Below are 25,508 nucleotides of genomic sequence, written 5' to 3'. Positions count from 1 at the left end.
CGTCGCCACTGTGCGGTTTCTGGCATCAACCCCGGTGACGTGACATACTGGGGCCAGGTGAAAGGGGTACCGCCCCACTCGACGGTTCATACCGCGACGCCGAGAGGCGACCGCGGGGAACTCGAGGGCTCACCGCAAGCTTGTGCCCCATGCCGGGCAGTGACGCCGTCAGTACAGCGCGAGGCGTTTGCACACGACTGTGGGATTTCCGCAGGGCCGTTACCCGGGTGGGCACTGACCGTGCCGAAAGGCCAAGGAGAGCACAATGCTCGACGAGACTGACAACACCACATTGAATTCCGACGAGAATTCCACCGCTGAGATTCCTGCTGCTCGACGCCGTCGGGCCGCATCGCGTCCTGCCGGGGCTCCTGCCCAGGTCGAAACGGAAAGCGCCCCGGTGGTGATCACCGCTGCCGGTACCGGCAGCTCCGTCGTCACCTCTGACGCCGAGGCGTCTGACCTTCCTCGCCCGCCGATGGGGCGGCGCCGCAAGGTCACCAAGGTTGAGGTCCCCAAGGTCGAGGCACCCAAGGCTGTCGAGCCCAAGACCGAAGAGACGACTCCCGAGGCTGAGAAGCCGCGTCGCGTCCGTAGCCGTCGCACCGGCGACACCGCTGCCAAGTCCACCCGGATGAGGGCCAGGGGCACTCGTGCAGCCGCCGAGGAGGAGTCCCCGGCGGAGGCGGGCAGCACCGAGTCCGCTGCTGAGACGAACGAGGGTTCCCAGACCCGCACCACCCGTCGTGGCGCATCCGAGACCGCTCCGTCAGTCGAGACCGAGCGTGGAACCTCCCAGCGTCGTCGTGCCACTCGTCGTCGCTCCTCCCGGGCTTCTGACAAGTCTGAGGAGTCCGTCGAGGAGAAGGCGACCGTCAAGGCTGACAAGGGTGCCAGGGACAAGGGATTCGATGGCGAGGATCCCATCAATGCTGCCCTGAACAAGGCCAAGGCTCGGGCCCGTGGCCACAAGGTTGAGGGCACCCTGGCCAACCCGTTTGCATCCAAGGATGGCGAGGAGCGATCCACCGTTGACATCCTCGACTCCCTGGCTACCGAGATTGGCGGGGGAGATGCCGGGGTGCCGAAGAAGCGTCATCGTCGCGCCACGCGTCCGTCCGAGGTCGGTAACCACGCTGAGGAGGCAGTCGAGGCCGAGCCCGAGAAGGACAAGGGTGAGGCCAAGGACCGCAAGGGCTCCGGCAAGAAGAATGGGAAGTCCGACGAGAAGACCGCTGAGTCGGTTGAGGAGCAGACGACCTCCGAGTCCGAGGACACCACCTTCGAGGAGGAGGGCCAGAACCGTCGTCGCCGTCGTCGGGGCGGACGTCGTCGCCGTCGCAGCGAGGGCACCGAGGACGAGTCCTCCGAGGACGAGTCAGACAACAATGACGACTCAGGGCACGGCACCGAGAATGGCTCGGAGCCCGGGAGTTCGGATGCCACGCGTCGTCGTCGCCGTCGTCGGCGCCGCCGCGGTGAGGACATCAGCGGTTCTGACGACGATCCCAGCGAGGTCGTCATCAAGGTTCGTGAGCCGCGCTCGCGTCAGTCGGTGGCTGACGAGGTCACCGGCATCGAGGGCTCGACCCGTATGGAGGCCAAGAAGCAGCGCCGCCGTGAGGGGCGTGCCGCCGGTCGCCGACGCAGCGCCGTCATCACAGACGCTGAGTTCTTGGCCCGCCGCGAGTCGGTGGACCGCAAGATGGTTGTCCGTCAGTCCGACGAGTACTCGCAACTGGCAGTGCTGGAGGACGGTGTCCTCGTCGAGCACTACGTCGACCGCGCCTCGGCCACGTCGTCGATCGGCAACATCTACCTGGGCAAGGTCCAGAACGTCCTGCCCTCGATGGAGGCCGCCTTCATCGACATCGGTCGTGGCCGCAACGCCGTGCTCTACGCCGGTGAGGTCGACTGGGCCAAGTATGGCAAGGAGGGCGAGGACAAGCGCATTGAGCACGCCCTGAAGTCAGGGGACCAGGTTCTGGTGCAGGTCACCAAGGACCCGGTGGGTGCCAAGGGTGCTCGTCTGACCAGCCACATTTCAGTGCCTGGACGCTTCGTCGTCTACTCGCCCGGTGGACATCTGTCGGGAATCTCCCGCAAGCTGGCCGACTCCGAGCGCAAGCGTCTCAAGAAGATCGTCGAGAACAACATCCCGTCGGATGCCTCCGTCATCGTGCGTACTGCCGCAGAGGGAGCCACCGAGGAGGATCTCGTCCGCGACATCAACCGTCTCAAGGCTCAGTGGGAGATCATCGAGCGCAAGGCCAGCACCAGCAAGGCGCCGCTCATGCTGTACTCGGAGCCGGACCTGACGGTGCGCATCATCCGTGACCTGTTCACCGCAGACTTCTCCGAACTCGTCATTGCAGGAAACGGTGGCTCGGACGACGCCTATGACACCATCAAGGCCTATGTCGATCACGTCGCCCCGGAGATGGCTTCGCGTCTGACCCACTGGGAGGACGCCGACAAGGATCCTTTCGCCGGGCACCGCATCGACGAGCAGATCGCCAAGGCCTTGGAACGCAAGGTCTATCTGCCCTCGGGCGGGTCGCTGGTCATTGACCGCACCGAGGCCATGACGGTCATTGACGTCAATACCGGCAAGTTCACCGGATCTGCCGGCAACCTCGAGGCCACCGTCACCGCCAACAACCTGGAGGCGGCCGAGGAGATCGTCCGTCAGTTGCGGCTACGCGACATCGGCGGAATCATCGTCGTCGACTTCATCGACATGGTGTTGCCGACCAACCGTGAGCTTCTGGTGCGTCGTCTCACCGAGTGCCTGGGACGGGATCGCACCCGCCACCAGGTCGCCGAGGTCACGTCGCTGGGTCTGGTCCAGATGACCCGCAAGAAGATCGGCACCGGCCTGGCCGAGGCCTTCACCGAGGAGTGCGAGGCTTGTGGTGGCCGTGGCTACCACCGCTTCGACAAGCCGGTGGATTCCCAGGCCCCGGCCGATGGTGGCGAGCGTTCCAAGGGTCGCGGACGCGGCCACAAGGGCTCCTCGGGCAAGTCCCATTCCAAGTGAGGACGGGCCCGGACAAGGGCGATGGACATTCGTTTTTGACCGTCCACCACAGGAAATGTAAAATAAGCAGCCGGTCCGACGTGAGTCGTCGGTCAGGTTTGTCCGGGGCCGTTGGTTCCGGTCCCGGAAATGCACGACAAGAACGAGAGTAGGTCAGGCGTGTACGCGATTGTGCGTAGTGGCGGCCGCCAGCACAAGGTGGCAGTGGGTGACGTCGTCGAGATCGACAAGGTCGCCGACGAGGCGGGCAGCAGCATCGAGCTGACCCCGCTCCTCGTGGTTGATGGCGGGTCCGTCACCTCCGACAAGGACGCGCTCGGAAAGGTCAAGGTCACCGCTGAGGTTCTCGGTGAGACCAAGGGCCCGAAGATCCGCATCCTCAGGTACAAGAACAAGACCGGCTACAAGAAGCGCCAGGGGCACCGTCAGAAGTACACCCAGGTCAAGGTCACCGGAATCGAAGGCTGAGGTAGACAGACATGGCACACAAGAAGGGCGCGTCCTCTTCGCGCAACGGTCGTGACTCGAACGCTCAGCGTCTGGGCGTGAAGCGTTTCGGCGGTCAACTCGTCAATGCTGGCGAGATCATCGTGCGTCAGCGTGGCACTCACTTCCACCCCGGTGACGGGGTGGGCCGCGGTGGCGACGACACCCTCTTCGCCCTGCGTGACGGCAATGTCGAGTTCGGTACTCGTCGTGGCCGTAAGGTTGTCAACGTAAACCCTGTGGAGGTCCCGGCCGAGGCCTGAGTTCCACGAGATCAATGGGATTGGCCCCCGTCTGTCAAGGCGGGGGCCAATCTGTGCCTGTAGCCACCACAAGAAAAATGTGCGATCGACTCGGTGTTCACTGAAAAGTGTGTCGACAATTGCGACCACCGTCGGATCCTCGGCGCGACTGTAGTCGTCACTGCGGCTCAAAGGCTGGAAGTGATGCAGTATCGACCTACTCTCAAAACTTGGTCGTTGTGAACGACGCGATGAGGGGAGATTGGACAATCGTGGGCAACCGGGATCTCAGCGAGGATGAACAGTGGCTGTACCGGATCGAGCAGGGATCGGACGCCCCGACCATCGTGTCGACGGGATCGTTGCCCAGGGTCACCGGACCCCTGACACGGATGCGCTCAGGTCAATCGGCCACATCGCAGGCTCCTGAGGATCACGACGTAGGGGCTGGTCCTCAGCCCAAGGCTCGTAAGGGGCCTCGCCTGTACGAGGTGGCTGCTGGTGCCTGCGCCTCTGCGGCTGCGACTGGCATCGTTGGTGGGCTAGGTATCGGTGGGACGATGATCGGCGCTGCGGTCACCAGCCTCGTCATCGCACTAGGCGGTGCGCTGTTTACCAGGTGGTTTTCGCGGACTCACCGCAGTGTCTCCGGAGTGCGCCAGCGTCGAGGGATGTGGGCCCGCATGGTCGCAGCAGCCCTTGTTGCGAGCGTGCTCACCGTCGTCATCGGGGTGGTGTGGCTGACGCCCTCGGCAGGTCAGGAAGCCGCGTCGTGGGTGCATTGGGCCACCGGCTCGCTGGAGCAGTGGCAGGAATCAGCACAACGCGCCTGGCCATGTCTCAAAGCTGCCTGGTACGCCTTTCGCTGACCTTCCCACACCCTCGTTCACCGAGAGCGTGACGCATCATGCACGAAGTGCAAGGTGTGCACTTGATGCAAAAACTGCACGGGGTGCATAGTTGTGTATGTGACTTCGCCAACAGCAATCCGCACTCAGGGCGTTATTCGCCGTGCCGCCATGGAATTGGCGGTCGAGAAGCCGGTGGACGAGGTCACGGTCGACGACATCGCCGAACGTGCTGGGGTGTCACGACGAACTGTGTTCAACCATTTCCCGTGCAAGTACGATGTCTATCTGCCCCCGGTGATCGCCTATCCGCAGGAGGCCCTCGATACTTTCGCGACGGATACCTCGACCTCACTGGGCGACGCCATTCGCACCCTGATCGATGCCAGGTGGCGGAACTCTGACGTCGACCTCGACGACTTGCGTGAGCTTGTGAGAATCAGTGGGGAGAGCACGGAGCTTCGGATGTCTCTGAAGGAGACAGTTGACTGCCAACTCGCAGCCCTCATGAGCGCAGCCGCGCGCCGGATCGGCCGCTCCGAGGACTCCTTCGAGGTGCTTGCCCTCGTGGGCACCATCCAAGCGATGGAACGTGCGGCCTTTCACGCGGTCATGGTCCGTCCTGGGGCCAGTTCAGCCGAGGTGGTCGGCACCATTGACTGGGTCGTTGACGCCTGGGTCAGGCTGTCCGCGGAGTTGGCCGGCGACCAGGTGCCAGCCACGAGCTCGTGAGGAACGCTCGCCACAACCTGCGCGACAACGCGCCACACGCTCCCATTCAACATCAGAAAGCTGTGACATGTCTGCAACTGCTGCCGCTGCTGAGGCTGCCAGGTTCAAACCAGACCGCCGGTTCTGGGTTGTCTACCTCTGCCTCATGATGGTGATGTTCCTGTCCTCCCTGGACCAGACAATCGTCGCCACCGCTTTGCCGACCATCGTCGGTGACCTGTCTGGCGTCGAACACATGGCCTGGGTCATCACCGCGTACACCCTGGCCGTCACCGTAGGCATGCCGCTTTATGGGCGCCTCTCCGACCTGATCGGTCGTAAGGCCCTGTATCTCATCGCCATTGGTCTGTTCCTGCTGGGGTCTACTCTGTGCGGCACCGCTGGCACCATGATCACCTTCATCTTTTTCCGCTTCATCCAGGGCCTGGGTGGCGGCGGCCTCATGATCTTGTCGCAGGCCATCACTGGCGATCTCATCCCGCCGCGCGTTCGTGCCGCCTACATGGCGCCGATGGGGGCGATGTTCGGTGTGTCCTCGGTGCTCGGCCCGCTACTGGGCGGTTGGTTCACCGACTCGATCTCCTGGCGTTGGGTGTTCTGGATCAACCTGCCGCTGGGTGTGGTTGCCTGGGGTGCCTGCTTCGTTGCACTCAAGCTGCCCAAGCACGAGCTGACGACTAAGATCGACTGGCTCGGGCTCGCCCTCATGGACATCGGCGCCGTGACCATCGTGCTGGTGGCCACCTGGGGCGGCTCCCAGTACGACTGGCTGTCCTGGCAGATCATCGGCCTGGGTGCCGTTACCGTCATCGCGTGGGCCTTGTTGCCCGTCGTGGAGCGCCGGGTCGAGGATCCGGTGCTGCCGTTGACGCTGTTCCACAACCGTACCTTCGTCGTCTCCACGATCATCGGCATGCTCGCCATGGGCGCCATGTTCGGTGTGCTGGCATACCTGCCGACCTACATGCAGATGACCTACGGCTACTCGGCCACGGTCTCGGGTCTGCTGCTCATCCCCATGACGATCGGCATCCTGCTGTCCTCGACGGTGACCGGTCTGCTGACCTCGAAGATCGGTCGCTACCGCATCTTCATCATCATGGGCCCGATCGTTGCCGCCGGGGGCATGGTGCTGATGTCGACCCTGAACCAGAACTCCTCGGTCTGGTGGATCATGGGTGACACCTTCATCCTCGGTCTGGGCATGGGCATGTTCTTCCAGCTGCTCGTCATGGCAGTGCAGAACGACGTCCGCCCAACTCTGTTGGGGACGGCCACCAGCCACAACAACTTCTTCCGTCAGATCGGGGTGTGCTTGGGATCCTCCCTCATCGGTGTGGCCTTCACCACCCGACTGACCGACCGCGTCACCGACCTGTTCGCCTCGCTGGCCTCCAGCAAGGATCCAGCCGTCCTCGAGACCCTCGGCTCGATGAGTTCCCACGGCCACGGTGTCGCCTCGCTGACCCCAGGGGCCGTCAATCAGATGCCTGATGCGATTCGAGAGGGCATCGTTCAGGCATACGTGAATTCGCTGACCCCGCTGTTCCTGTGGATGGCCCCGATAGTTGCTGCCGCTGGTCTGTTGGCCTTCCTGCTCAAGGACGTGCCGCTGTCCCACCACACTGGTATTCAGATGCGTGCCGCGTCCGAGGGCGCCTGAGCTGACGTTTCGGACGGTCTGGCGATGCAGGAATCCACTGCCATCCCACGGCGCGGGGCAGGCGTCGTGAAGGTTGACGCGGCTCCGCCACGTCGAGGCGCTGGACCGGAACAACCAGCACAGGCCTGACAGCTCGGGACGCGCCACCTGGATGGGGTGGCGCGTCCCGGCGTCTAGACTTGTGATCCACCTTGGGCCAGACGGCCCGACCCCATCTGTGAGGAGCAGAACATGGCCATCCCCTCCTTCGTGGACCGCGCGACGCTGACAGCCGTGGCGGGCAAGGGGGGACACGGTTGCGCCTCCGTCAAGCGGGAGAAGTTCAAACCGTTGGGTGGCCCCGACGGTGGCAATGGTGGGCATGGCGGGTCGGTGATCCTGCGCGCTGACCCCCAGGTGACGACCCTCGTCGACTATCACTGGCAGTCCACCCGAAGGGCTACCAACGGTGAGCCCGGACGCGGTGACAACCAGGCCGGAGCCAATGGATCCGACATCATCCTGGGCGTTCCCGACGGCACGGTCGTCTCCGACGCCGACACCGGTGAGTTGCTGGGGGACCTCGTCGGAGTGGGATCCCAACTCGTCGTCGCAGCGGGTGGCCGTGGCGGCCTCGGCAATGCCGCGCTGGCCAACTCGGCGCGCAAGGCTCCTGGTTTCGCTCTCCTCGGTGAAGCCGGTGAGGAACGCAAGGTTCTGCTCGAACTCAAGGTCGTCGCTGACATCGGCCTGGTGGGATTCCCCTCGGCCGGAAAGTCCAGCCTCATCGCCGCGATCTCGCGAGCCAAGCCGAGGATTGCCGATTACCCCTTCACCACCCTGGTGCCGAACCTGGGCGTGGTCGTCGCGGGGGAGACGACGTACACCGTTGCCGACGTGCCGGGCCTCATCCCGGGAGCCTCCTTGGGCAAGGGGCTGGGATTTGACTTCCTGCGCCACATCGAGCGCTGCCGGGCCATCGTCCACGTCATCGACTGCGCCACCTACGAGCCGGGTCGCGACCCTGTCACCGACCTCGACGTCATCGAGGGGGAGCTTGCTGCCCATGGTGGCCTGGAGGATCGTCCACGTCTGGTGGTGCTCAACAAAGTTGACGTCCCAGACGCCGCTGACCTGGCCGACATCGTCTTCGACGATGTCGGCAAGCGTGGCTGGGCGGTCTTCCGTGTCTCGACGAAGTCCGGAGAGGGGCTCAACTCCCTCAAGTTCGCCATGGCCGATCTGGTCGAGAAGGCTCGCGAGGACGAGCCCGAACCCGAGCCGGAGCGGATCGTCATCCGGCCCAGGCCCAAGGAGGAGGGCCCGGCCTTCTCCATCAAGCGTCAGGGCGACGGTGAGGGCGGTTTCCTGTGGCGTGTGACCGGTGACAAGCCGGCTCGTTGGGTCGCTCAGACTGACTTCAACAACCCGGAGGCCGTCGGCTACCTGTCGGATCGCCTCAACCGTCTGGGCGTCGAGGAGGAGCTGCTGGCCATGGGGGCCATTGCCGGTGACGCCGTCGCCGTCGGTGGTGAGGACGCCGTCATCTTCGACTTCGCCCCGCAGATCGAGTCGGGTGCCGAGCTGTTGTCCCGCCGCGGTGAGGACCAGCGTCTGGAGACCGAGCGTCCCTCGGCCACCCGTCGTCGCGAGATGGATCGCGAATATCACCGCGCCCGTGAGGAATACGGCCAGGTCGGCCGCGATCCACGGGGTGAGTCGTGGCGTGCCCGCGTCGCCGAGGATGAGCGGTTCGAGGGCCGTGACTGATCAACGTCGAGTCATTTCCGCGGCCACCACTGTGGTGGTCAAGATCGGATCATCCTCGTTGACCCTGCCCGGCGGCGGGATCGATGTTCGCCGTGTCGACGAGCTGGTCGACGTGCTTAGCGAGGTCGTCGCGGACGGCAAGCGGGTCGTCCTGGTGAGCTCAGGAGCCATCGCCACCGGGTTCCCAGCGATGGGAATGACCCACCGCCCACGGAGCGTGGCCGGCAAGCAGGCGGCAGCCTCGGTCGGGCAGGGAATCCTGCTGGCCCACTACACGTCACGGTTTGCCAGCCACGGGTTGCGGGTCGGACAGGTACTGCTGACCGTCAATGACCTGGTCCGCCCCACCTCCTATCGAAATGCCTGGTCGACCCTGGACACCCTGCTCGAGCTGGGAGTCGTGCCAATCGTCAACGAGAACGACACCGTTGCCACCGGGGAGATCAAGTTCGGCGACAACGACCGACTCGCTGCCCTGGTGGCTGAGTTGGTGCGCGCTCAGGCCCTCGTGCTGCTGTCTGACGTCGACGCCCTTTACACCGCTCATCCGGATTCCCCGGACGCCCGTCGGCTGGATGTCGTCGAGGACATTGACGCGCTGGAGATCGACACCCACAAGGCCGGATCCGGGGTCGGTACCGGGGGCATGACGACGAAGCTGGAGGCCGCCCGAATGGCCACCAGCGCGGGGGTCCCTGTGGTGCTCGCATCGGCTTCGGACGCCCGTGGCGTCCTGGGTGGGGCAGCCGTGGGCACCTACTTCCGACCGACGGCGACGCGGCGGTCCCGGCGTCTGCTGTGGCTGGCCGACGCCGCTACCCCGCAGGGCCAGATCGTCATCGACGAGGGGGCCGTCGAGGCCCTCACCACACGCCATTCGTCGTTGTTGGCGGTGGGTGTCACTCGGGTTCACGGGGATTTCCAGGCGGGTGATCCGGTGACGATCCTAGCCCCGGACGGTCGGCTCGTCGGGCGCGGCATCGCTCAGTTCTCCCATGACGAGGTGCGGGTGATGAGAGGACGTTCGAGCGCCTGGCTGGCCGCGGAAATGGGCCCGGCGGCGTCCCGGGAGATCATCCATCGCGACGCCATGGTGTTGAGCCGTCGTCGAACTACCAAGAAGTGACTCACCGTCGCTGTGGTCACCATGGTGGTGTTGCCCATGCCCACCTGACGAATACCATGTGGCCATGAGCTCGCGAGTCATCGAACAGGCCAAGGCTGCCCGATCTGCTGCCACGGTGTTGCGTCGGCTGCGTCGCATCGACAAGGACGACCTGCTGATGGCCATGGCCGCCGGGTTGCGCAAGAACGTCGACGACATCCTGGCCGCCAACCGTGCCGATGTCGATCGTGGCCGTGAGGACGGGATGGACGAGGCCATTGTCGATCGTCTCACCCTCACCCCGGAACGGGTCGAGGGAATGGCCGTCGGCCTGGAAGGGGTCGCTCGGCTCGACGACCCCGTCGGTGAGGTCGTGCGTGGCTGGCACACCCCGCTGGGAGTCAAGGTCGAGCAGGTCCGGGTGCCACTTGGCGTCATCGGGATCATCTACGAGGCTCGTCCCAATGTCACTTCTGACGCCGCCGGTATCTGTCTCAAGGCCGGCAATGCGTGCCTGTTGCGAGGATCGTCCTCGGCCTTGGAGTCCAACCGTGCCGTCATCGCCGCGATGCGGTCTCGGTTGCCCGAGGAGATCCGTGAGGCGGTGCAGCTCGTCGAGGGCGGCCATGAAGTCACCGATGAATTGATGGCCGCTCGAGGGTACGTCGATCTGCTCATTCCACGCGGCGGCGCCGGGCTCATCAACGCCGTCGTCACCGGCGCCGAGGTGCCCGTCATCCAGACTGGAACTGGCAACTGCCACCTCGTCATTGATGCCAGCGCTGATGTGGGAATGGCGGTCGATATTGCCGTCAATGCCAAGACCCAGCGCCCCAGCGTCTGCAATGCCATCGAGACTGTCCTGGTGCATCGTGGGATCGCGGAGCTGGCTGTGCCTCAGCTGGTCGACGCCATGAGTGATCGTGGGGTTACGGTGCATGGTGATGACGAAAGCACCCGGCTCGATCCGAGGATCGTTCCAGCCGTCTCCGACGAGTATGACGACGAGTACCTGTCCTTGGACCTTGCACTGCGCATCGTCGACGACGTGGAAGAGGCGGTCGATCACATCGCCACGCATGGGTCGGGGCATTCGGAAACCATCGTCACGAGGTCGATGTCCTCGCAGGAGTTCTTCACCTCAAGCGTGGACGCTGCTGCCGTGTTGGTGAATTGTTCCAGTAGATTTGTTGACGGTGGCGAGTTCGGATTCGGTGCGGAGATCGGCATTTCCACTCAGAAGCTGCACGCCCGCGGACCGATGGGCCTGCGGGAGATGACGACGACGACCTACGTCCTGCACGGGGACGGTCAGATCCGGCGATGACCGGTTGTCGGTTGTCGTGGCGTGTTGTGGGATAGGCTGAGGCGCCATGAGTATCGTTCCTCTCCTGATGGAGTCGTCGGCCCCCGCCGTCGGCATCTTGACGCTGGTGGTGCTGATCGCGTCGTCCATCGTCTGGGGTGGTGGTAAGAATCGGTCGCATTCCTGATGCCAAGTGTTGAGTTGGGACTGGCGCGGGTTCACGACGGACGCCGCTACCGGCTTGGGGTGATGGGTGGCACCTTTGATCCCATACATCATGGCCACCTTGTCGCAGCTTCGGAGGTCGCGGCCAGGTTCGACCTTGACGAGGTCGTCTTCGTGCCGACCGGCCTGCCCTGGCAGAAGAAGGGGCGCAAGGTCTCACAGGCTGAGGACCGTTACCTCATGACCGTTATTGCCACGGCGTCAAATCCATCATTTTCGGTATCGCGGGTCGATATTGAGCGTCCCGGCGACACGTATACCGTCGATACCCTCAAGGACCTGCGCCGAGAGCGAGGCAGTGACGTCGACTTGTTCTTCATCACCGGTGCGGATGCGTTGAGCCACATTCTCACGTGGCGCGGAGCCAAAGAGCTGTTCGATCTGGCGCACTTCATCGGTGTGTCGCGGCCCGGGGTGCCCTTGGGGACCAAGGACATTTCTCACCTGCCGGCAGAGAAGGTCACTCTCCTCGAGGTGCCAGCCATGGCCATTTCATCAACCGATTGCCGTCAGCGGGTGGGGGAGGACATGCCAATCTGGTACCTGGTGCCGGACGGCATCGTGCAGTACATCAACAAGCGCGGTCTCTACCGCGACAACATCAAGATCAATCCGGAGGACCATTGAGCGCCACCGAACAGGCCATCGAGCTCGCCCGGGTGGCAGCCCATGCCGCCCTCGACAAGAAGGGCTTCGACATCGTCGCCCTTGACGTCTCGGAGCACCTCGCCATCACCGACATCTTCGTCATCATCTCGTCGGCCAGCGAGCGTCAGGTGGCGTCCGTGGTCGACGCCATCGACAAGGCGATGCACGAGCACAAGGCTCATCGCGCACGACGCGAGGGAGAGCGGGAGAACCGCTGGGTGCTGCTCGACTACGTCGACATCGTGGTGCACGTGCAGCATCAGGAGGAGCGCGAGCTGTACTCCCTGGAGAGGTTGTGGAAGGACTGCCCGGCCGTTGACCTGCAGTTGCCTGAGGAGCAGCTTGACTGGGACCAGATGTGACGACGCGGATCGTCCTGGTTCGGCACGGCGAGACCGAGTTCAACGCCGACGGACGGTTGCAAGGCCGGTTGGACATTCCGCTGTCCCCGGTGGGGATTGCCCAGGCTGAGGCCGTTGCGCCCGTCATTGCCGGGATGACCCCGGTGGTAATCGTGTCGTCGCCGTTGATGCGTGCTCGGGTCACTGCTGAGACCATTGGTCGAGCTGCTGGGGTTGACGTTGTTACCGACGATCGCCTCAAGGAGGTTGACGTCGGTCAGTGGGCGGGCCAGACTGTGCCCGATTTGCACCGCAATGACCCCGATTACACCCGGCTGACGGCGTCGGGGGAGGACTTTCGACGATCTGACGGGGAGACGACCGCCGAAGTCGCTGAGCGGGTGACGTCGGCTATCCACGATGTGGTGCGAGTGCATCATGGGGAGACGGTGTGTCTGGTCGCACACGGATTCGCGCTGCGAGCGGCGGTGGTGTGGCTTCTCGGCGGCGAATACCCGGAATTTCTGCGATTTGGTGGACTGGGTAACTGCTCGTGGACAGTGCTGGACCGGATCGGATCCGGCGAGGCTGACCGACGCGGAATGGGTGACCGCTGGAGGCTTCGTACGTATAACGCCACCGTGATGTGACGAGTGTCGTCGACTGGCTTTGTGGGAGCCGAGTTGGCCATCGATCGGCTGTTCGCATGTCAGCGGTGTCGAGTTGGCGGAATCGGGCAAGGTCCGGTAGTGTCTGGCGGGTCGCCCGGTGACTCGGGTGAACGAAGAAGATGGCTCCTCTGCGGGGTTGTTTTCGGGGCATTGGCGCAGTTGGTAGCGCGCTTCCATGGCATGGAAGAGGTCAGGGGTTCGAATCCCCTATGCTCCACCAGGCACGATGTTCCGATGCGGTGAATGCTGCGGCGGAGGATCGTTGCGAAGACCTGACAAGGTCGTCCGCGGGGCATTGGCGCAGTTGGTAGCGCGCTTCCATGGCATGGAAGAGGTCAGGGGTTCGAATCCCCTATGCTCCACCATCATGTCGGGCAACTGGTCGGCAGATTCGTCGCAGTGAGCGGGCGGTGAGTACTCCTCGAAGGTGGGATCAGGTCCCTCGGTGGCATCTTCGCCGGGACAAGAGCTTTCCGCTTGCGTTCCTCGGTGGACGTCTCGATCGGCCTGGCCCGCCATCCTTGGGTCCGGGGCGATCGTCAAGTCCGAGATTTGAACCGAGGGATACTTGGCTGCACGAGACACGGTTACCGACCCAGGGCATCACCGAGGAGACATTTTTCCACCGCTTGCTTGAGTGACTCAACCCAGTGGCAGGGCCCACAACCTCGACGCCACCGGGCTCACCGTCACCGCGTCTCCGACCATCATGGGCTCGGCGTCAACCCCGATCCGGGCGGTGACCATGCCGTACTCGGTTTCCACCCCAACCAGGTAGAACTCACCGTCGAAGATGTGGCGGACGACCTGGCCATGGCACCCGTGGACGCGTATCTGCTCGTCAGCCCGACAAATGCGGATGCTGCCGGGGTATCCCACCAACACCACCTGTTGCTCAGTACCGGTGAGGTCGTCGAAATGGGGGTGGGCGGCCACTCGGACGACGTCGTCGAAGATCCTGACCTCGGCCATCGGTGGTTGACCAGTGATCCTTGCGCGGCAGGAAATCATGGTCGTCGCGCCCATGTGACGAGCAATGTCCAGTCTTGCCGGGGTCTCGTAGATGTCCTCGGGGCAGTCGTCCTGGACGACCTGACCGTCAGCCAGATACACGATCCTGTCTGCGATCGACAGGGCCTTCCCGACGTCATGAGTCACGTAGATCGTTGCGCAGCCCATCCGCCGATGGACCCTCACCAACTCCTGACGCAGACTCGCCCGTGCCGTGGCGTCAACGTGAGCCAGCGGCTCGTCGAACAGCAACACCCGAGGCCGACGCACCAGAATTCGCGCCAACGCCACCCGTTGACGCTCACCCATCGACATCTGGTGGGGCAGCCGTCCAGCCAAATGCCCAATGTTGACCGTCAGCAGAGCTGCCTCGACCTGATCGGAGACCGTCACGTCACCGCGCGACGCGTTGACGGCGTAAGCGATGTTGTCGCGCACTGTCAGGTGGGAGAACAGGCCGTCGTCGTCGAGCATGATGGCGCAGTTGCGCCGATGCGGAGGCAGCCCAGACACGTCGCGTCCGTCGATGAGTACCTTCCCCTTGCAGCGCTGCAACCCACAAATGGCTCGCAACAAGGTCGTCTTGCCAGCGCCGGACGGCCCCAGCACGGCCACCAACTCACCGGAACCCACCGTCAGCGACAAGTCCCCGAGCACGGGCGCACCGCGACGGTCCACCGACAGGTGGGATATCTCAAGAGCGTGACTCATTCACGACCTCCACGACGGCGAGCATCCAACGTCCACCGGGTGACTACGAGCAGAATCATCAACACGAGAGCACAGGCCGTTGAGATGACGAAGGCCACCGAGTACTGCGCATGGTCGAGCAGCACGAAAAGCCTCGGCACAATCACCGGGCTGTCAGGACTTGTCACCCACATCAGCGGCGCCACCATGACCGATGACGACGCCACGACGACGGTCAGCGTCAGGGCTGCGTCATGGCGAACTTGAGGAAAGATGACAGTCGCAAAAGCCTGGGAGCGGGAATCGGCGAACATCAACGCCGATTCCCACACTTGCCGGGCTGTCCTCATCGGGTAGACCTGCATGGCGAAGTACACCAGCGGCGCGGCTGTTGAGACGTAGGAACCGACGATGAGGATCGTCCCGGATGCCGGGGCCGACCCTCCCGCCAGAAAGAATACGGGGGACCACGCGTGCGGCCCGTATGCCTGCGAATACGCCACGCCGAGGGTCGCTCCCGGCACCGCCAGCAACGCGACGTAACAGGCGAAGATGACGACGCGCGCGCTGCGTAGTACCGACGTCACCCACGTCGACAGGGATACCAGCAACAACGCCACGACTGCGGCGAGCAAGCCCAGACCGATGGTGTTGACGAGGACGTTCGACGGGATGGTGATCTCGTCGTGACGATGGAACAGCGCGTCACCAGCTCGTCCCACCAGGACGGCCAGCACCGTGAGTCCCACGCCGCCCACCACGATCCCGGGGGCCGCTCGCGGCCACACTGTCACCCCGACCGGCACCGACGCCGAGGGTCGTCGTCCCAAGGATCCATCCTTGCTCCGCCCACTCAGGGACTGCCGGGATCGTCCCGCTGTGGCCCCGGCCAGGACACCGCACACCAGAGCAGGGATCATGAGCATCAGCGCAGTTTGGGCAGCCTGGGCGTCGGCGCCGAAAGCTGTCACCTGCAGCCATAGACGTTCGGCGGTGTTGGGGGTCTTTCCTCCGACGAGGTGGGGGACGACCGGGTCGGCTAACACGAGGACGAAAACGAGCAGAAACACCACGGGGGAGACGGCGCGCAGTGGCACGATGATGAGTCCGACGAGCCGGGATCCGTTTAGGCCGCTCACCCGTGCGGTGTCGACGGAGGACGACCCAACACGGTGCAGAGCCACCCGTGACGCGCCATAGGACAGTGGCAGATAGGCGATCGTCCAGGTCAGGACCATCGGCCAAAAGCCGGAGAAGTTCCCTGCGGTTGTGACCTGCCAGAGACCGGCCCGTCCGATTCCTGACCTGACGGCCGTGCCGATGACGAAGGGCGGGAAGAGGATCGGGACGAAGACGGCAGTGTCCAGGATGGCGGCATGACGCCGAGGAATCGTCCGCGCCCCCAGGGCCGCAAATCCTCCCATGAGGGTCGCGCACGCTGAACTCGTCGCGGCTGCCAATGCTGACCATGCGAGGTCTCTCAAGGCACCCGGCGACCTGTCGTGGGCCCGTCCCGCCTGCCCGAACAGCACGGCGAGGGGGTAGAGCCACATCGCCACGAAAGCGAGTGCGAGTATCACGATGGCAGTCGTCAGACCGACTCGCTGCCACCTCGCCACCCTCGTCATGGCTGCCCCTGAATCTCGTGGTCGAACCAGGTCAGCCAGGCGTGGCGGGCATGGGCGGCCAGATTGGCGTCGGGACGCAGCACCTTGATTCGAGTGCTGTCGAGAACCTCCTCGAGGTTACCTGGCAAGGCCCGGGTGATCGGACGCTGGTGAATATTCTCATCGTGGGCCGCGACCTCCTGACCGGCCGGCTCGGACAGCCAGTCGAGGAAGATCCTCGCCTGGTCGGGGTGGCGAGCCCGTCGGATGCGGGCGGCACCGCCGACCTCGAAGGAGGTTCCCTCGCTGGGATAGGCGATCGTCATGGGCCGCCCTGAGGCAACTTTCTGACGGCAGTAGGGAGCAAAGGAAATTGCCACGGCAGCCTCGCCACGAGCCGTGACGTCGGCAGGTGAGGTGCCGGAGTGGGTGAGCCGGGAGGTGTGGGAGTAAATGGTCCGCAAACGCGTGCTAGCGTCGGCCCCAAACACCCCGACCTGGGTCCACAGTGCGGTGTAGGCCGTACCTGACGTCAGCGGTGAGGACGCCGATACCCAGCCGCTCAGGGCGGGGGACTCCAGGTCGTGCCAGGACTGCGGGGCAGCCACTCCGAGCTGCTCCAGTACGTCAGGGTTCGAACACACCGCCAGGATGGATCCGTACACCCCGAACCAGTGACCACTGTTGTCGCGGAATGCGCGTGGGATCTGAGAGAAACCGGTGGGGAAGTAGGGATCGAGAAGGCCTGCTTCCATGGCTGCCACGTAGTTCTCCGAGGGGCCACCGACCCAGACGTCGAACTCTGGCGCCGATGTCGATCCGGAAATCCTTGCCAGGGCCTCGGACGTGGGAAGGCGCAAGAAGTGCGCAGGTATGCCACTGGTCGCCGTAAATTGGTCGACCCACCCTTGGCAGATGTGTTCCTCGTTGGAGCAGACGATGGAGAGTTCTTCGTCGGCGGAACAGGACGTCAGTGTGGTTGCGCCGATGAGCGACAGCAGGATGGCGACAATGGTGACCACCCGACGGTGGGCGCTCGGATTCATGGGGAGCAGTCTACGGAGCATGGAAGTGCAGGGCGCAGCCGCATGGCCACGCCCCGCATTCGTGTTACCGGCGAGTACGTCAGTCGCCAATGATCTTGGCGTGGTGGTTGGCGATGATCTCCTTCTCGTCGCGACCGATGATCGCGAAGAGAATCATGGTCAGGACGGCGAAGATGACGAACACGATGAACGTGGCGTTCCATCCGGCGAATTTGACGATGAGACCAACACCGGTGGAGGCCAGGGTGGCGCCCAGCAGGTAACCGAAGAGGCCGGTGAAGCCAGCGGCGGTACCAGCGATGTTGTGGGGAGCCAGGTCTATGGCCTGCAGGCCGATGAGCATGACGGGGCCGTAGATGAGGCCGCCGATGCAGGCGATGAGGATGACCAGGACGGGCAGTGGGGTGCCGACCGGGACGAGCCAGTAGGCGGCAATGGCGACGGCGGTGAGCGCGGTGAACAAGATGCCGGCGCCGGAGCGGTAGCCCTTGAACAGCCTGTCAGACAGGTAGCCACACAGGATGGTGCCAAGGATGCCGGCGAGCTCGAAGGCAGCGAATCCAACCAGACCACCGTCGATCTTGACGTGGTGCTTCTCGTGGAGGAAGACGGTGATCCAGTTCAGCACGCCGTAACGCAGGGCGTAGACGAACACGTTGGCCACGGCCAGCAGGACGATGGTGCGGTTCTTGAGGACGTACTTGAACAGCAGCTCGCGACCGGAGATGCCGGAGTCGTCCTTGACCTCCACCTTGGCGCGGTCGTTGCGGTACTGCTCAATCGGAGGCAGACCGACTGACTCCGGGGTGTCGCGTACCAGGATGAAGCCAAGGGCGGCGACAATGAGGGCCACGACGGCCGGGACCCAGAAAGCCGAGCGCCAGTCCTGAGCGGTCCAGGCCAGGCCCAGACCTACGAGGGCGGGCAGTGCGGCACCACCGACATTATGGGCGGTGTTCCACAGCGAGGTCTTCCAACCGCGTTCGTTGGTGGAGAACCAGTGCACCAGGACGCGACCGCAAGGCGGCCAGCCCATGCCCTGGAACCATCCGTTGATGAACATGAAGATGGCGAAGATGCCTACCGATGCGGTGACCCACGGCACGAATGCCACAAGGAGGTTCACGATGGCCGACAGCGCCAGTCCCAGCGGAAGGAAGAAGCGCGCGTTGGCCCGGTCGGACAGCATCGCGGAGAAGAACTTCGACAGGCCGTAGGCGAACAGCACTGCGTTGGCGACGATGCCGATGCCGACGGTGTCGATGCCGGTGTCCTTGATGAGGAGAGTGGCTACCGGCGAGATGTTGTTGCGAACAAGGTAGAAGCCCGCGTATCCGAGAAAGATACCCATGAACACCTGAAATCGCAGGCGCGGGTAGCGCTTCGCGATCTCGTCTTCAGACAGGCGCGGAGCCGACGGCGGCGCGCTGAGCCAGGAGGGCAAGGAGAACTGGGCCATGACTGGCACCCCTTCGTGCGTGAGGTTGGAAATGCCCAAGCGGGCAAGGCGGAATCAGCCTGCCAGTCGGTCAGTAACAACGCCCCGACTCAACGGTCACACTTGGTCACAGCTTTGTGACCAAGGGGTCGTGCGGGGGCAGAAGAAGATCAATTCTCATCGTCAATGAGGGATGGAGAACAGGTGTAACCGCGGCCTCTCACCGCGATGATGGAGTCCGGGTCGGCGCCGGCCGCGGCAAGTTTGCGACGCAACCGATAGACCGAGGTCTTGACCATGTTGCGTCCGCCTTCGCTGGCGGTGGTTCCCCAAACCTCGTTGAGGAGTTCTCGAACGGTCCTGACACGTCCGGGGGAGTCGGTGAGGACTTTGAGCAGGGTGGCTTCGGTTTCGGAGAGGTCGAGGAGCGTGCCGCGTCGGAAGACTCGTCCGGTCCCGGTCTCGAAGCGCAGGGATCCGCGGATGACGTCAACCGGAGCACTGGGTGCTCCGCCGAGACGGCGGATGAGGGCCTGGGCACGCAGGCTGAGTTCCTTGGGTGAGAAGGGCTTGGTGAGATAGTCGTCAGCTCCTGCTTCCAGGCCATTGACCCGATTCTCCACGTCGCCAAGGGCGGTGAGCAGCAGGATGGCGGTGGAGGGACAGCGGCTTCGGATGCGCCTGCACAGGGTGATGCCGGATACGTCGGGCAGCATGACGTCGAGGACGACGAGGTCGATCTGCTGGTGGCGCAGGATGTTCCAGGCGGACATCGCATTGTGTGACTCGAGGGTGTCAAATCCGACGGTTTCCAGTGCGTAGGAGACGATGGCCACCATTTGTGGTTCGTCGTCGACGACGAGTGCTCTCACCGGTTCTCCTCGTTTCATGCGACTGATGGTGTGCGCGGGAACTCAACAGCGATGGCTGTGCCGTGGTCGTTGATGGTGTTGACGACGATCCGGCCGTGGTGGAGGCGGACGATGTCGTCAACGATGCCCAGGCCAAGACCGTATCCCTCGGCGGTGGTGGGTGGGGCAGCAGCGTCGTCTCTGGGGGAACTACTCGTAAAGGAGTCGTGGGTGGAGAGGTCAGTGGCGTGGGTGACGAGCGGGGTAAACATGTCGGCGCGATCGGTAGGGGCCATGCCGCGCCCCTCGTCCACGATTTCCATGACGACACCGCTGGCGGTGGGAAAGGTCCGCACCCGAATGGCTTCGGTGCCGCCGTGGCGCCGGGCGTTGGTGATGAGGTTCCACAGCACGTGACGGACAAGGTGGTGGTCGGCCTCGACGATGAGAGGTGCGCCGTCGTCGGTGAGGAGGATCGAGGCATCGTCGATCTCGCGGAGTTCCTGGCAGGTGGTGCGCACCAGGGCGCGGAGATCGAAGGGCTCGATGCTGAGGGGGTAGTTCGGGTCGCCCAGTTTGGTCTGGAGCAGGATCGCCTCGGTCATGGTGAGAACGCGCTGGGTGTTGCCGGTGATGGTCTGGAGGAAGTGACGCTGCTCGTCGTTGAGTGGTCCGGGCCGCTCTGACAGCAGGATTTCGGCGGCTCCTTGGATGAGGGACAGCGGGGTGCGGATCTCGTGGGAGACGACTTGGGATGACGTCGGGGCGCGATCAATGCGGTGGCCTGGACTGTTGACGGCTGCCCAGAAGGCCAAGCCGGCAATGAGAAGTGCTGCGAGGCAAAGGGGAAGCCAACCATCCCAGGCGAGGACAAGCAAGTGGGGCACTGGAAAACTCCTCGAGTTGGGAATGGGAAAAGCCTAGTAGGCGGCGTCCTGTGTATGTCCTCTTGGGTAAAACGCCTGACGGTCGAAATCGTGCGAACGAATGGCACCCCCCCACCACATACCTAACTCGAGTCAGGTATGTGGCCAACCTTCTTGACAGAGTGTTCTTTGCAACCTAACCTAACACGAGTTAGGTACTCAAAGAGGAGGTACTCATGCCAGATGTCACGCGTAGGGTGGTACTTGGCACGGCGCTGGCAGCTGCGGTGGGCGGTGGACTTTCTTGGCGGCGTCTGACGGGGCTCGATATCCCGGGGCGAGGTGACGACGCTCTCACTGTTGCGATCAATGGAACTGCCCAGGATGCGGCCGCAAATGAGGGACTTGTTCAGGCATTCCATGCGGCACACCCGGATATCCGGGTACGAATCACTCCTGTTCAAGGAACTGACTGGAGCGACTTCTTCGCCAAGATCCTGACACTCGTCGCTGCAGGAACTGCTCCAGATGTCGTCATGGTCGCTACCGAAGGGACGCAGCTCTTTGCGGATCGGCTTGCTGAACCGCTGGACGATTACGTGCGTCGTGACAAGGAGGAGATGAAGAGCTTCTTCAACGATGTTCACCCCGCCTTGATCGAGGCATTCATGTATCAAGGTAGTTTGTTTGAGCTTCCGCTGAGCTTCAATGCTGCAAATATGTACATGTCACATGACGCGATGGCCAAGGCTGGCTTGGGGTATCCGGATGTGGACTGGACATGGGATGATTTTCATGACTGCCTCAAGAAATTGAGGAAGAAAATTAAAGGGGAATTCCGTCCTTTTTTCTGGACAAACCGCCTGTGGGGAGGAATTGTGCCATGGCTGTGTACCAATGACACGAATTTCTTGACGCCCAGGCAGTTTTCCGGAGGCGAGTGGCTGTGGGATGAGTTTTATCCTGAGAAAGAGCGTCGCGGTGGTGGTTATCGCTGGGGTGACGCAAATGCACTCGATCCCCGGGTGATTGAGAGCTTCGATTTCATGCGCGAACTTGTGTCAGAGGGGCTTGCCTCCAGTCCTGTTCAAGGTGGCGGGAACGAACTCGTCAACAGGTTCGGTGATGGGCTCATTGGCATGACGCCTGCTGGAGGCTTCTGGGTTTACGGTCTTGACCAGGCAGGCATGAGGCGAAATGACTATGATGTAGCATACTTCCCGAAGAAAAGGACCCAGAAACATTCATTCGGTTCTGCTGGATATGCAATTATGCGCGGATCTAAGCGTAAGGATGAAGCGTGGGAATGGTTGAAGTTCTGCACGTCACCTGACGGTATGAGGATTGCACAGACGCATCCCGATTCAAGCAGTGCTCGACGATCTCATAACAAGGAATTGTATGAAAAATTAGGTCCGAACCACTGGAATATTTTCTACGAAACCCTTGATAGATTCCCCAACTCTGAACCCATACCTGCTCCACCTCGAGGGGCTGCTGTTGAAACTGCACTGACCAAGAATGTTGTCGGTGCCGTCGGCGGTTCTTACTCACGGATGATTACGGCTCTCCATGCGATGCAGCGTGATCTTGAGCTCGCCTTGGGGGAAAAGAAATGATGTTTAATTCGCACAAGAAAAACCAGACGTTGAAAAAAGAACGTCGCTTGGCGATGTTATTTCTTGCACCTACCCTGATAGGTCTAGGGATATTCATGCTGGTGCCGATGGTTGGATCTATCGTCCTGGCTTTCTTTGAGTGGGATATCATTTCGCCCCCAGAATTCGTCGGCATTCGAAACTTCGTGGAGCTGGCAGAAAATCCTACGATACGAGTGTCGTTTGCCAATACATTTGGATTTGTTGTTGCGGCAGTCCTCCTTCAACTTGCGGTGGCGCTGGTGTTGTCAGTTCTGGTTCAGACGAGGATGCCAACGTGGGTGCGATCCTTCTTTCGCTCAGCTTTCTTTTTTCCGCTAATTCTTTCGGCGTCGTCAGTCTCGCTTATTATGTCGTATCTGTTCAATGAGGACTTTGACGTTGTCAATCGGATGCTATTTATTCTTGGCATGAGTCCAGTTCATTGGCTCTCCACGGGAACTGGCGCGATCGTTGTTACCATCCTCATCTATGTCTGGCAGAACTTTGGGTTCACGTTTCTTCTCTTCATCGGGGGCCTCTCATCCATCCCTGCTGATGTATACGAAGCAGCGTCCATTGATGGGGTCTCGGAGTGGAGCCGGTTCTGGCGGATCACTCTTCCGCTCTTGAGCCCTACGGTGCTAGTCGCCAGCGTTATGGCGATCATTTCTGCGCTGCAGATCTTCGATCAGCCGTACGTTCTTACGAAGGGTGGCCCTGCCGACTCGACAAGGACTGCCGTCATGGTGATTTATCAGACAGCGTTCCAAGAGCTCCATTTTGGCTTGGCGTCCGCCGTTGGTCTGGTATTGATGGCCATCATCATGCTAGCAACCTGGTTGCAATTCAAACTTTCCAAGCGCTTTGTCTTTTACATGTGAGGTCGATGATGTCTGAAAACATTGAGAGTACCGCGAGAGTTCGGAAATCAAGACAATTGACACCTGGATTGGTCGGGAAAATGTTTATCCTGATGGTCGCATTATTTTTGACGCTGGGACCGGTGGTGTGGACCGTATTCACTGCGTTCACTCCGACTGATGAATTGGGTCGAAGGGAGCTAAGCATTGCCTCATTCCGGGATGTTGCCAGCAAGGTTGATATTGTCAGGCTGTTTTGGAACTCAACGTTGGTGACGGCATTGGCTGCTATTGGTCAGATGGTTACCTCGGCGTTGGCGGGTTATGCGTTTGCCAAGTTGCGCTTCAAGGGAAATAATGTCCTCTTTGCGCTCATCCTTGCGACCATGATGATTCCGATGCAGGTGACGATAGTTCCAGTGTTCATGGTTATGAGAGGAATGCATCTATCTGATACTCTTCTGGCTCTGATCCTTCCGGCTCTTCCGACTGCGTTTGGTACCTTTCTCATGAGGCAGTACTTTCTTGGCATTCCTGACTCATTGGATGAAGCTGCCCGGGTTGATGGGGCCTCACCGTGGAAGACGTTCAGCAGGATCTATCTGCCACTGGCGATGCCTGGAATGGCCATCGTGGGTATCCTTGCTTTTAACGGCATATGGAATGAGTTTTTCCGACCCCTCATTATGACGATCAGTAACGAGAACTTCACCTTGCCACTCGGCTTGGTGAGTCTTCAGGGGCGACTTGGAACAGGGTCGATGTCCACAGTGCTGGCCGGCGTCGTGCTGTCGATGATTCCAGCTCTAATCGTGTTCGTTGTCGGTCAGCGACCCTTGCGTGAAGGTCTAACTGCAGGAGCTGTGAAGTGAGTGGAAATATGAGCTTAGCGTTCCCGAGGAATCACGTGAGGCCGAATAAGGGCTGGATGAATGATCCGAATGGTGTTTCATATGTCGATGGGGAATGGCATGTTTTTTTTCAGTACAACCCATACTCCGCTAGACATGACCGGGTTTGCTGGGGTCATTGGAGTACCCGGGACTTAGTGTCCTGGCACGAGCATGATCTTGCGCTAGTCCCTCGGGCAGGATGTCTTGACGCCGGAGGATGTTGGAGCGGTTCATTCGTTATGGACGGGGAGATGCCAACGCTTCTGTACACCGCTGTTCCTGAGCATGCTAATGAAGCAGTCGCCGTGACGGCAACTGGGTCCCCAGACATGGAGGTCTGGGTTCCCAGGAACCGATATAGCGCCCCCGCAACGGGTGACGATGTGGAAGAAACACGTGACCCTTTCCCCTTCATCCTTGGTGGCCATCGATATGTCATTCAGGGCTCGGGGAGACCTGGGCCGGACGGGTACGGGAAAGTACTGGTTTACGAAGCCGATGATCTCGAACACTGGAAGATGCTCGGGACGTTCCTTGATGCTCGTGACTCGGTTGCGTCTCGTGTGGCTCCAGCGAATATTTGGGAGTGCCCGAATCTGCTCCACATCGGCGGTGAGTGGGTATTGCTTGTTTCGTTGTGGGTGTGGGAGGGGGGCAAGGGAAACCTCTCTGGTGTGCGCTGGATGGTGGGGGACCTGGCGCAGACAGATGATGGGCCACGGTTCCTCCCGGCGGACGGCGGCATTCTGGACACGGGTCCTGCCTTTTATGCTCCGCAGGCACACCAAGCACACGGTCGCACTTTACTCTGGGGTTGGTCATGGGAATTGCTGGACGACAATGCCGTTGACGCCCAAGGATGGGCCGGTACGTTGACGACACCTCGTGAGCTCACGCTTGTGAGCGGAAGGCTGTGTCAGACACCGATCAAGGAGTACGTGAGAGAGCATTGTCGTGAGCTCGATACATCCTGGAACGCGGCAGCATGCCCATCGTTTGTCGTCAATGCAAAGGAGTCGGCGGTAGTGAGTTGCTCGTCGGTCTGCGGTGATGTCCGCACTATGCGGGTGCCTGCCGGCGGTTCCTTGCTCGTTGATGGTTCATTGGTCGAGCTATTCCATGGCGGACGTAGCTGCACCACTCGAATCTATCCAGAAGAGGGATCCGAGTGGAGCGTCACCAGTGATGATGCTCAGGCCCTGTCCCGTGTGTAAGTGGTCACTGTCAGCGTCTGTGCTGTGTCCTCAGTACTGGAATCGTGAGATACCGGGTGTACCTCCATGACCACCGTGACGAACCGATGTAAGGAGAAGGTCATGTCGAGGGCCCTTGTTACCGGTGAATCATAAATTGATGTTGTCAACGATGCTGGTCAGATCAGCGAACATCCTGGAGGGTCGCCAATGAATGTCGCGGTTGGTTGGCGCGTCTTGGACGCGGTGTCGACCTAGCCGCGTGGATAGGGCGCTTCCTCGTATCGGGATTTCCGGTGACTCCCTGGCCGTTCTACTGGTTCATTGGCTTGCGGTATTGCTCCAGGCCGCGAGGCT

21 protein-coding genes, 2 tRNA genes and 1 pseudogene are annotated in these 25,508 nt (G+C 62.0%); 18 read left to right on the top strand and 6 right to left on the bottom strand.

What is annotated here, in order from left to right:
* The first annotated feature begins 265 nt into the window (after positions 1-265).
* From ACUCCZ_RS06780 to ACUCCZ_RS06715, 14 genes and pseudogenes are all read left to right on the top strand, one after another.
* Complete coding sequence (locus ACUCCZ_RS06780; RefSeq protein WP_435916814.1) at positions 266-3,040, top strand: Rne/Rng family ribonuclease; 2,775 nt, start codon at positions 266-268, stop codon at positions 3,038-3,040.
* Between the two features lie 159 nt (positions 3,041-3,199).
* The gene (rplU, locus tag ACUCCZ_RS06775; protein ID WP_435916813.1) at positions 3,200-3,508 is read left to right on the top strand and encodes a 50S ribosomal protein L21; all 309 of its coding nucleotides are present in this window, start codon (positions 3,200-3,202) and stop codon (positions 3,506-3,508) included.
* An 11-nt stretch (positions 3,509-3,519) separates the two neighbouring features.
* Positions 3,520-3,789 (top strand): 50S ribosomal protein L27, encoded by a 270-nt coding sequence (gene rpmA, locus ACUCCZ_RS06770; RefSeq protein ID WP_435916812.1) that lies wholly within the window; start codon positions 3,520-3,522, stop codon positions 3,787-3,789.
* 230 nt (positions 3,790-4,019) lie between these two features.
* On the top strand, positions 4,020-4,637 hold the full coding sequence (locus ACUCCZ_RS06765; RefSeq protein WP_435917045.1) for a hypothetical protein: 618 nt from the start codon (positions 4,020-4,022) through the stop codon (positions 4,635-4,637).
* 99 nt (positions 4,638-4,736) lie between these two features.
* Positions 4,737-5,348, top strand: a complete 612-nt coding sequence (locus tag ACUCCZ_RS06760; protein WP_435916811.1) for a TetR/AcrR family transcriptional regulator — start codon at positions 4,737-4,739, stop codon at positions 5,346-5,348.
* 67 nt (positions 5,349-5,415) lie between these two features.
* A pseudogene (locus ACUCCZ_RS06755) lies at positions 5,416-7,140 on the top strand (MDR family MFS transporter).
* 102 nt (positions 7,141-7,242) lie between these two features.
* Positions 7,243-8,760 carry a GTPase ObgE gene (gene obgE / locus ACUCCZ_RS06750; protein ID WP_435916810.1) on the top strand — a complete coding sequence of 506 codons (1,518 nt, stop codon included), beginning with the start codon at positions 7,243-7,245 and terminating at the stop codon, positions 8,758-8,760.
* Positions 8,753-9,886: a glutamate 5-kinase gene (gene proB, locus ACUCCZ_RS06745; protein WP_435916809.1), complete on the top strand. Its 1,134-nt coding sequence runs from the start codon at positions 8,753-8,755 to the stop codon at positions 9,884-9,886. Before obgE ends, proB begins: the two co-directional genes overlap by 8 nt.
* Before the next feature lie 58 nt (positions 9,887-9,944).
* Complete coding sequence (locus tag ACUCCZ_RS06740; protein WP_435916808.1) at positions 9,945-11,192, top strand: glutamate-5-semialdehyde dehydrogenase; 1,248 nt, start codon at positions 9,945-9,947, stop codon at positions 11,190-11,192.
* 165 nt (positions 11,193-11,357) lie between these two features.
* A complete protein-coding gene (gene nadD / locus ACUCCZ_RS06735) occupies positions 11,358-12,023 on the top strand; it encodes a nicotinate-nucleotide adenylyltransferase (protein ID WP_435916807.1) in 666 nt (221 codons plus the stop codon).
* Positions 12,020-12,406: a ribosome silencing factor gene (gene rsfS / locus ACUCCZ_RS06730; protein WP_435916806.1), complete on the top strand. Its 387-nt coding sequence runs from the start codon at positions 12,020-12,022 to the stop codon at positions 12,404-12,406. Before nadD ends, rsfS begins: the two co-directional genes overlap by 4 nt.
* A complete protein-coding gene (locus tag ACUCCZ_RS06725) occupies positions 12,403-13,035 on the top strand; it encodes a histidine phosphatase family protein (RefSeq protein ID WP_435916805.1) in 633 nt (210 codons plus the stop codon). Before rsfS ends, ACUCCZ_RS06725 begins: the two co-directional genes overlap by 4 nt.
* A 165-nt stretch (positions 13,036-13,200) precedes the next feature.
* Positions 13,201-13,276 (top strand) — tRNA-Ala (locus tag ACUCCZ_RS06720).
* A gap of 69 nt (positions 13,277-13,345) precedes the next feature.
* Positions 13,346-13,421, top strand: a tRNA-Ala gene (locus ACUCCZ_RS06715).
* A gap of 277 nt (positions 13,422-13,698) precedes the next feature.
* Here ACUCCZ_RS06715 and ACUCCZ_RS06710 read toward each other — a convergent pair.
* From ACUCCZ_RS06710 to ACUCCZ_RS06685, 6 genes are all read right to left on the bottom strand, one after another.
* The gene (locus ACUCCZ_RS06710; protein ID WP_435916804.1) at positions 13,699-14,778 is read right to left on the bottom strand and encodes an ABC transporter ATP-binding protein; all 1,080 of its coding nucleotides are present in this window, start codon (positions 14,776-14,778) and stop codon (positions 13,699-13,701) included.
* Positions 14,775-16,385: an ABC transporter permease family protein gene (locus ACUCCZ_RS06705; protein ID WP_435916803.1), complete on the bottom strand. Its 1,611-nt coding sequence runs from the start codon at positions 16,383-16,385 to the stop codon at positions 14,775-14,777. Before ACUCCZ_RS06705 ends, ACUCCZ_RS06710 begins: the two co-directional genes overlap by 4 nt.
* Complete coding sequence (locus tag ACUCCZ_RS06700) at positions 16,382-17,410, bottom strand: extracellular solute-binding protein (protein ID WP_435916802.1); 1,029 nt, start codon at positions 17,408-17,410, stop codon at positions 16,382-16,384. Before ACUCCZ_RS06700 ends, ACUCCZ_RS06705 begins: the two co-directional genes overlap by 4 nt.
* Before the next feature lie 79 nt (positions 17,411-17,489).
* Positions 17,490-18,869 carry an MFS transporter gene (locus ACUCCZ_RS06695; RefSeq protein WP_435916801.1) on the bottom strand — a complete coding sequence of 460 codons (1,380 nt, stop codon included), beginning with the start codon at positions 18,867-18,869 and terminating at the stop codon, positions 17,490-17,492.
* 149 nt (positions 18,870-19,018) lie between these two features.
* Positions 19,019-19,738 carry a response regulator transcription factor gene (locus ACUCCZ_RS06690; RefSeq protein WP_435916800.1) on the bottom strand — a complete coding sequence of 240 codons (720 nt, stop codon included), beginning with the start codon at positions 19,736-19,738 and terminating at the stop codon, positions 19,019-19,021.
* Entirely contained in the window at positions 19,735-20,586 is an 852-nt protein-coding gene (locus ACUCCZ_RS06685) for a sensor histidine kinase (protein WP_435916799.1), read from the bottom strand. Before ACUCCZ_RS06685 ends, ACUCCZ_RS06690 begins: the two co-directional genes overlap by 4 nt.
* A 215-nt stretch (positions 20,587-20,801) precedes the next feature.
* Between ACUCCZ_RS06685 and ACUCCZ_RS06680 the strand changes: the two genes are divergently transcribed.
* The 4 genes from ACUCCZ_RS06680 to ACUCCZ_RS06665 are packed head-to-tail and all read left to right on the top strand — an operon-like array spanning position 20,802 to position 25,172.
* The gene (locus tag ACUCCZ_RS06680; RefSeq protein ID WP_435916798.1) at positions 20,802-22,184 is read left to right on the top strand and encodes an ABC transporter substrate-binding protein; all 1,383 of its coding nucleotides are present in this window, start codon (positions 20,802-20,804) and stop codon (positions 22,182-22,184) included.
* Positions 22,181-23,086 (top strand): carbohydrate ABC transporter permease, encoded by a 906-nt coding sequence (locus ACUCCZ_RS06675; protein WP_435916797.1) that lies wholly within the window; start codon positions 22,181-22,183, stop codon positions 23,084-23,086. The genes ACUCCZ_RS06680 and ACUCCZ_RS06675 overlap by 4 nt, the downstream gene beginning before the upstream one ends.
* A gap of 5 nt (positions 23,087-23,091) precedes the next feature.
* Positions 23,092-23,937 carry a carbohydrate ABC transporter permease gene (locus ACUCCZ_RS06670; RefSeq protein WP_435916796.1) on the top strand — a complete coding sequence of 282 codons (846 nt, stop codon included), beginning with the start codon at positions 23,092-23,094 and terminating at the stop codon, positions 23,935-23,937.
* 8 nt (positions 23,938-23,945) lie between these two features.
* Entirely contained in the window at positions 23,946-25,172 is a 1,227-nt protein-coding gene (locus ACUCCZ_RS06665) for a glycoside hydrolase family 32 protein (RefSeq protein ID WP_435917044.1), read from the top strand.
* The last annotated feature ends 336 nt before the right edge of the window (positions 25,173-25,508 follow it).

This window comes from Cutibacterium nasicola, assembly GCF_052654715.2.
This window is presented reverse-complemented; position numbering and strand designations above follow the sequence as displayed.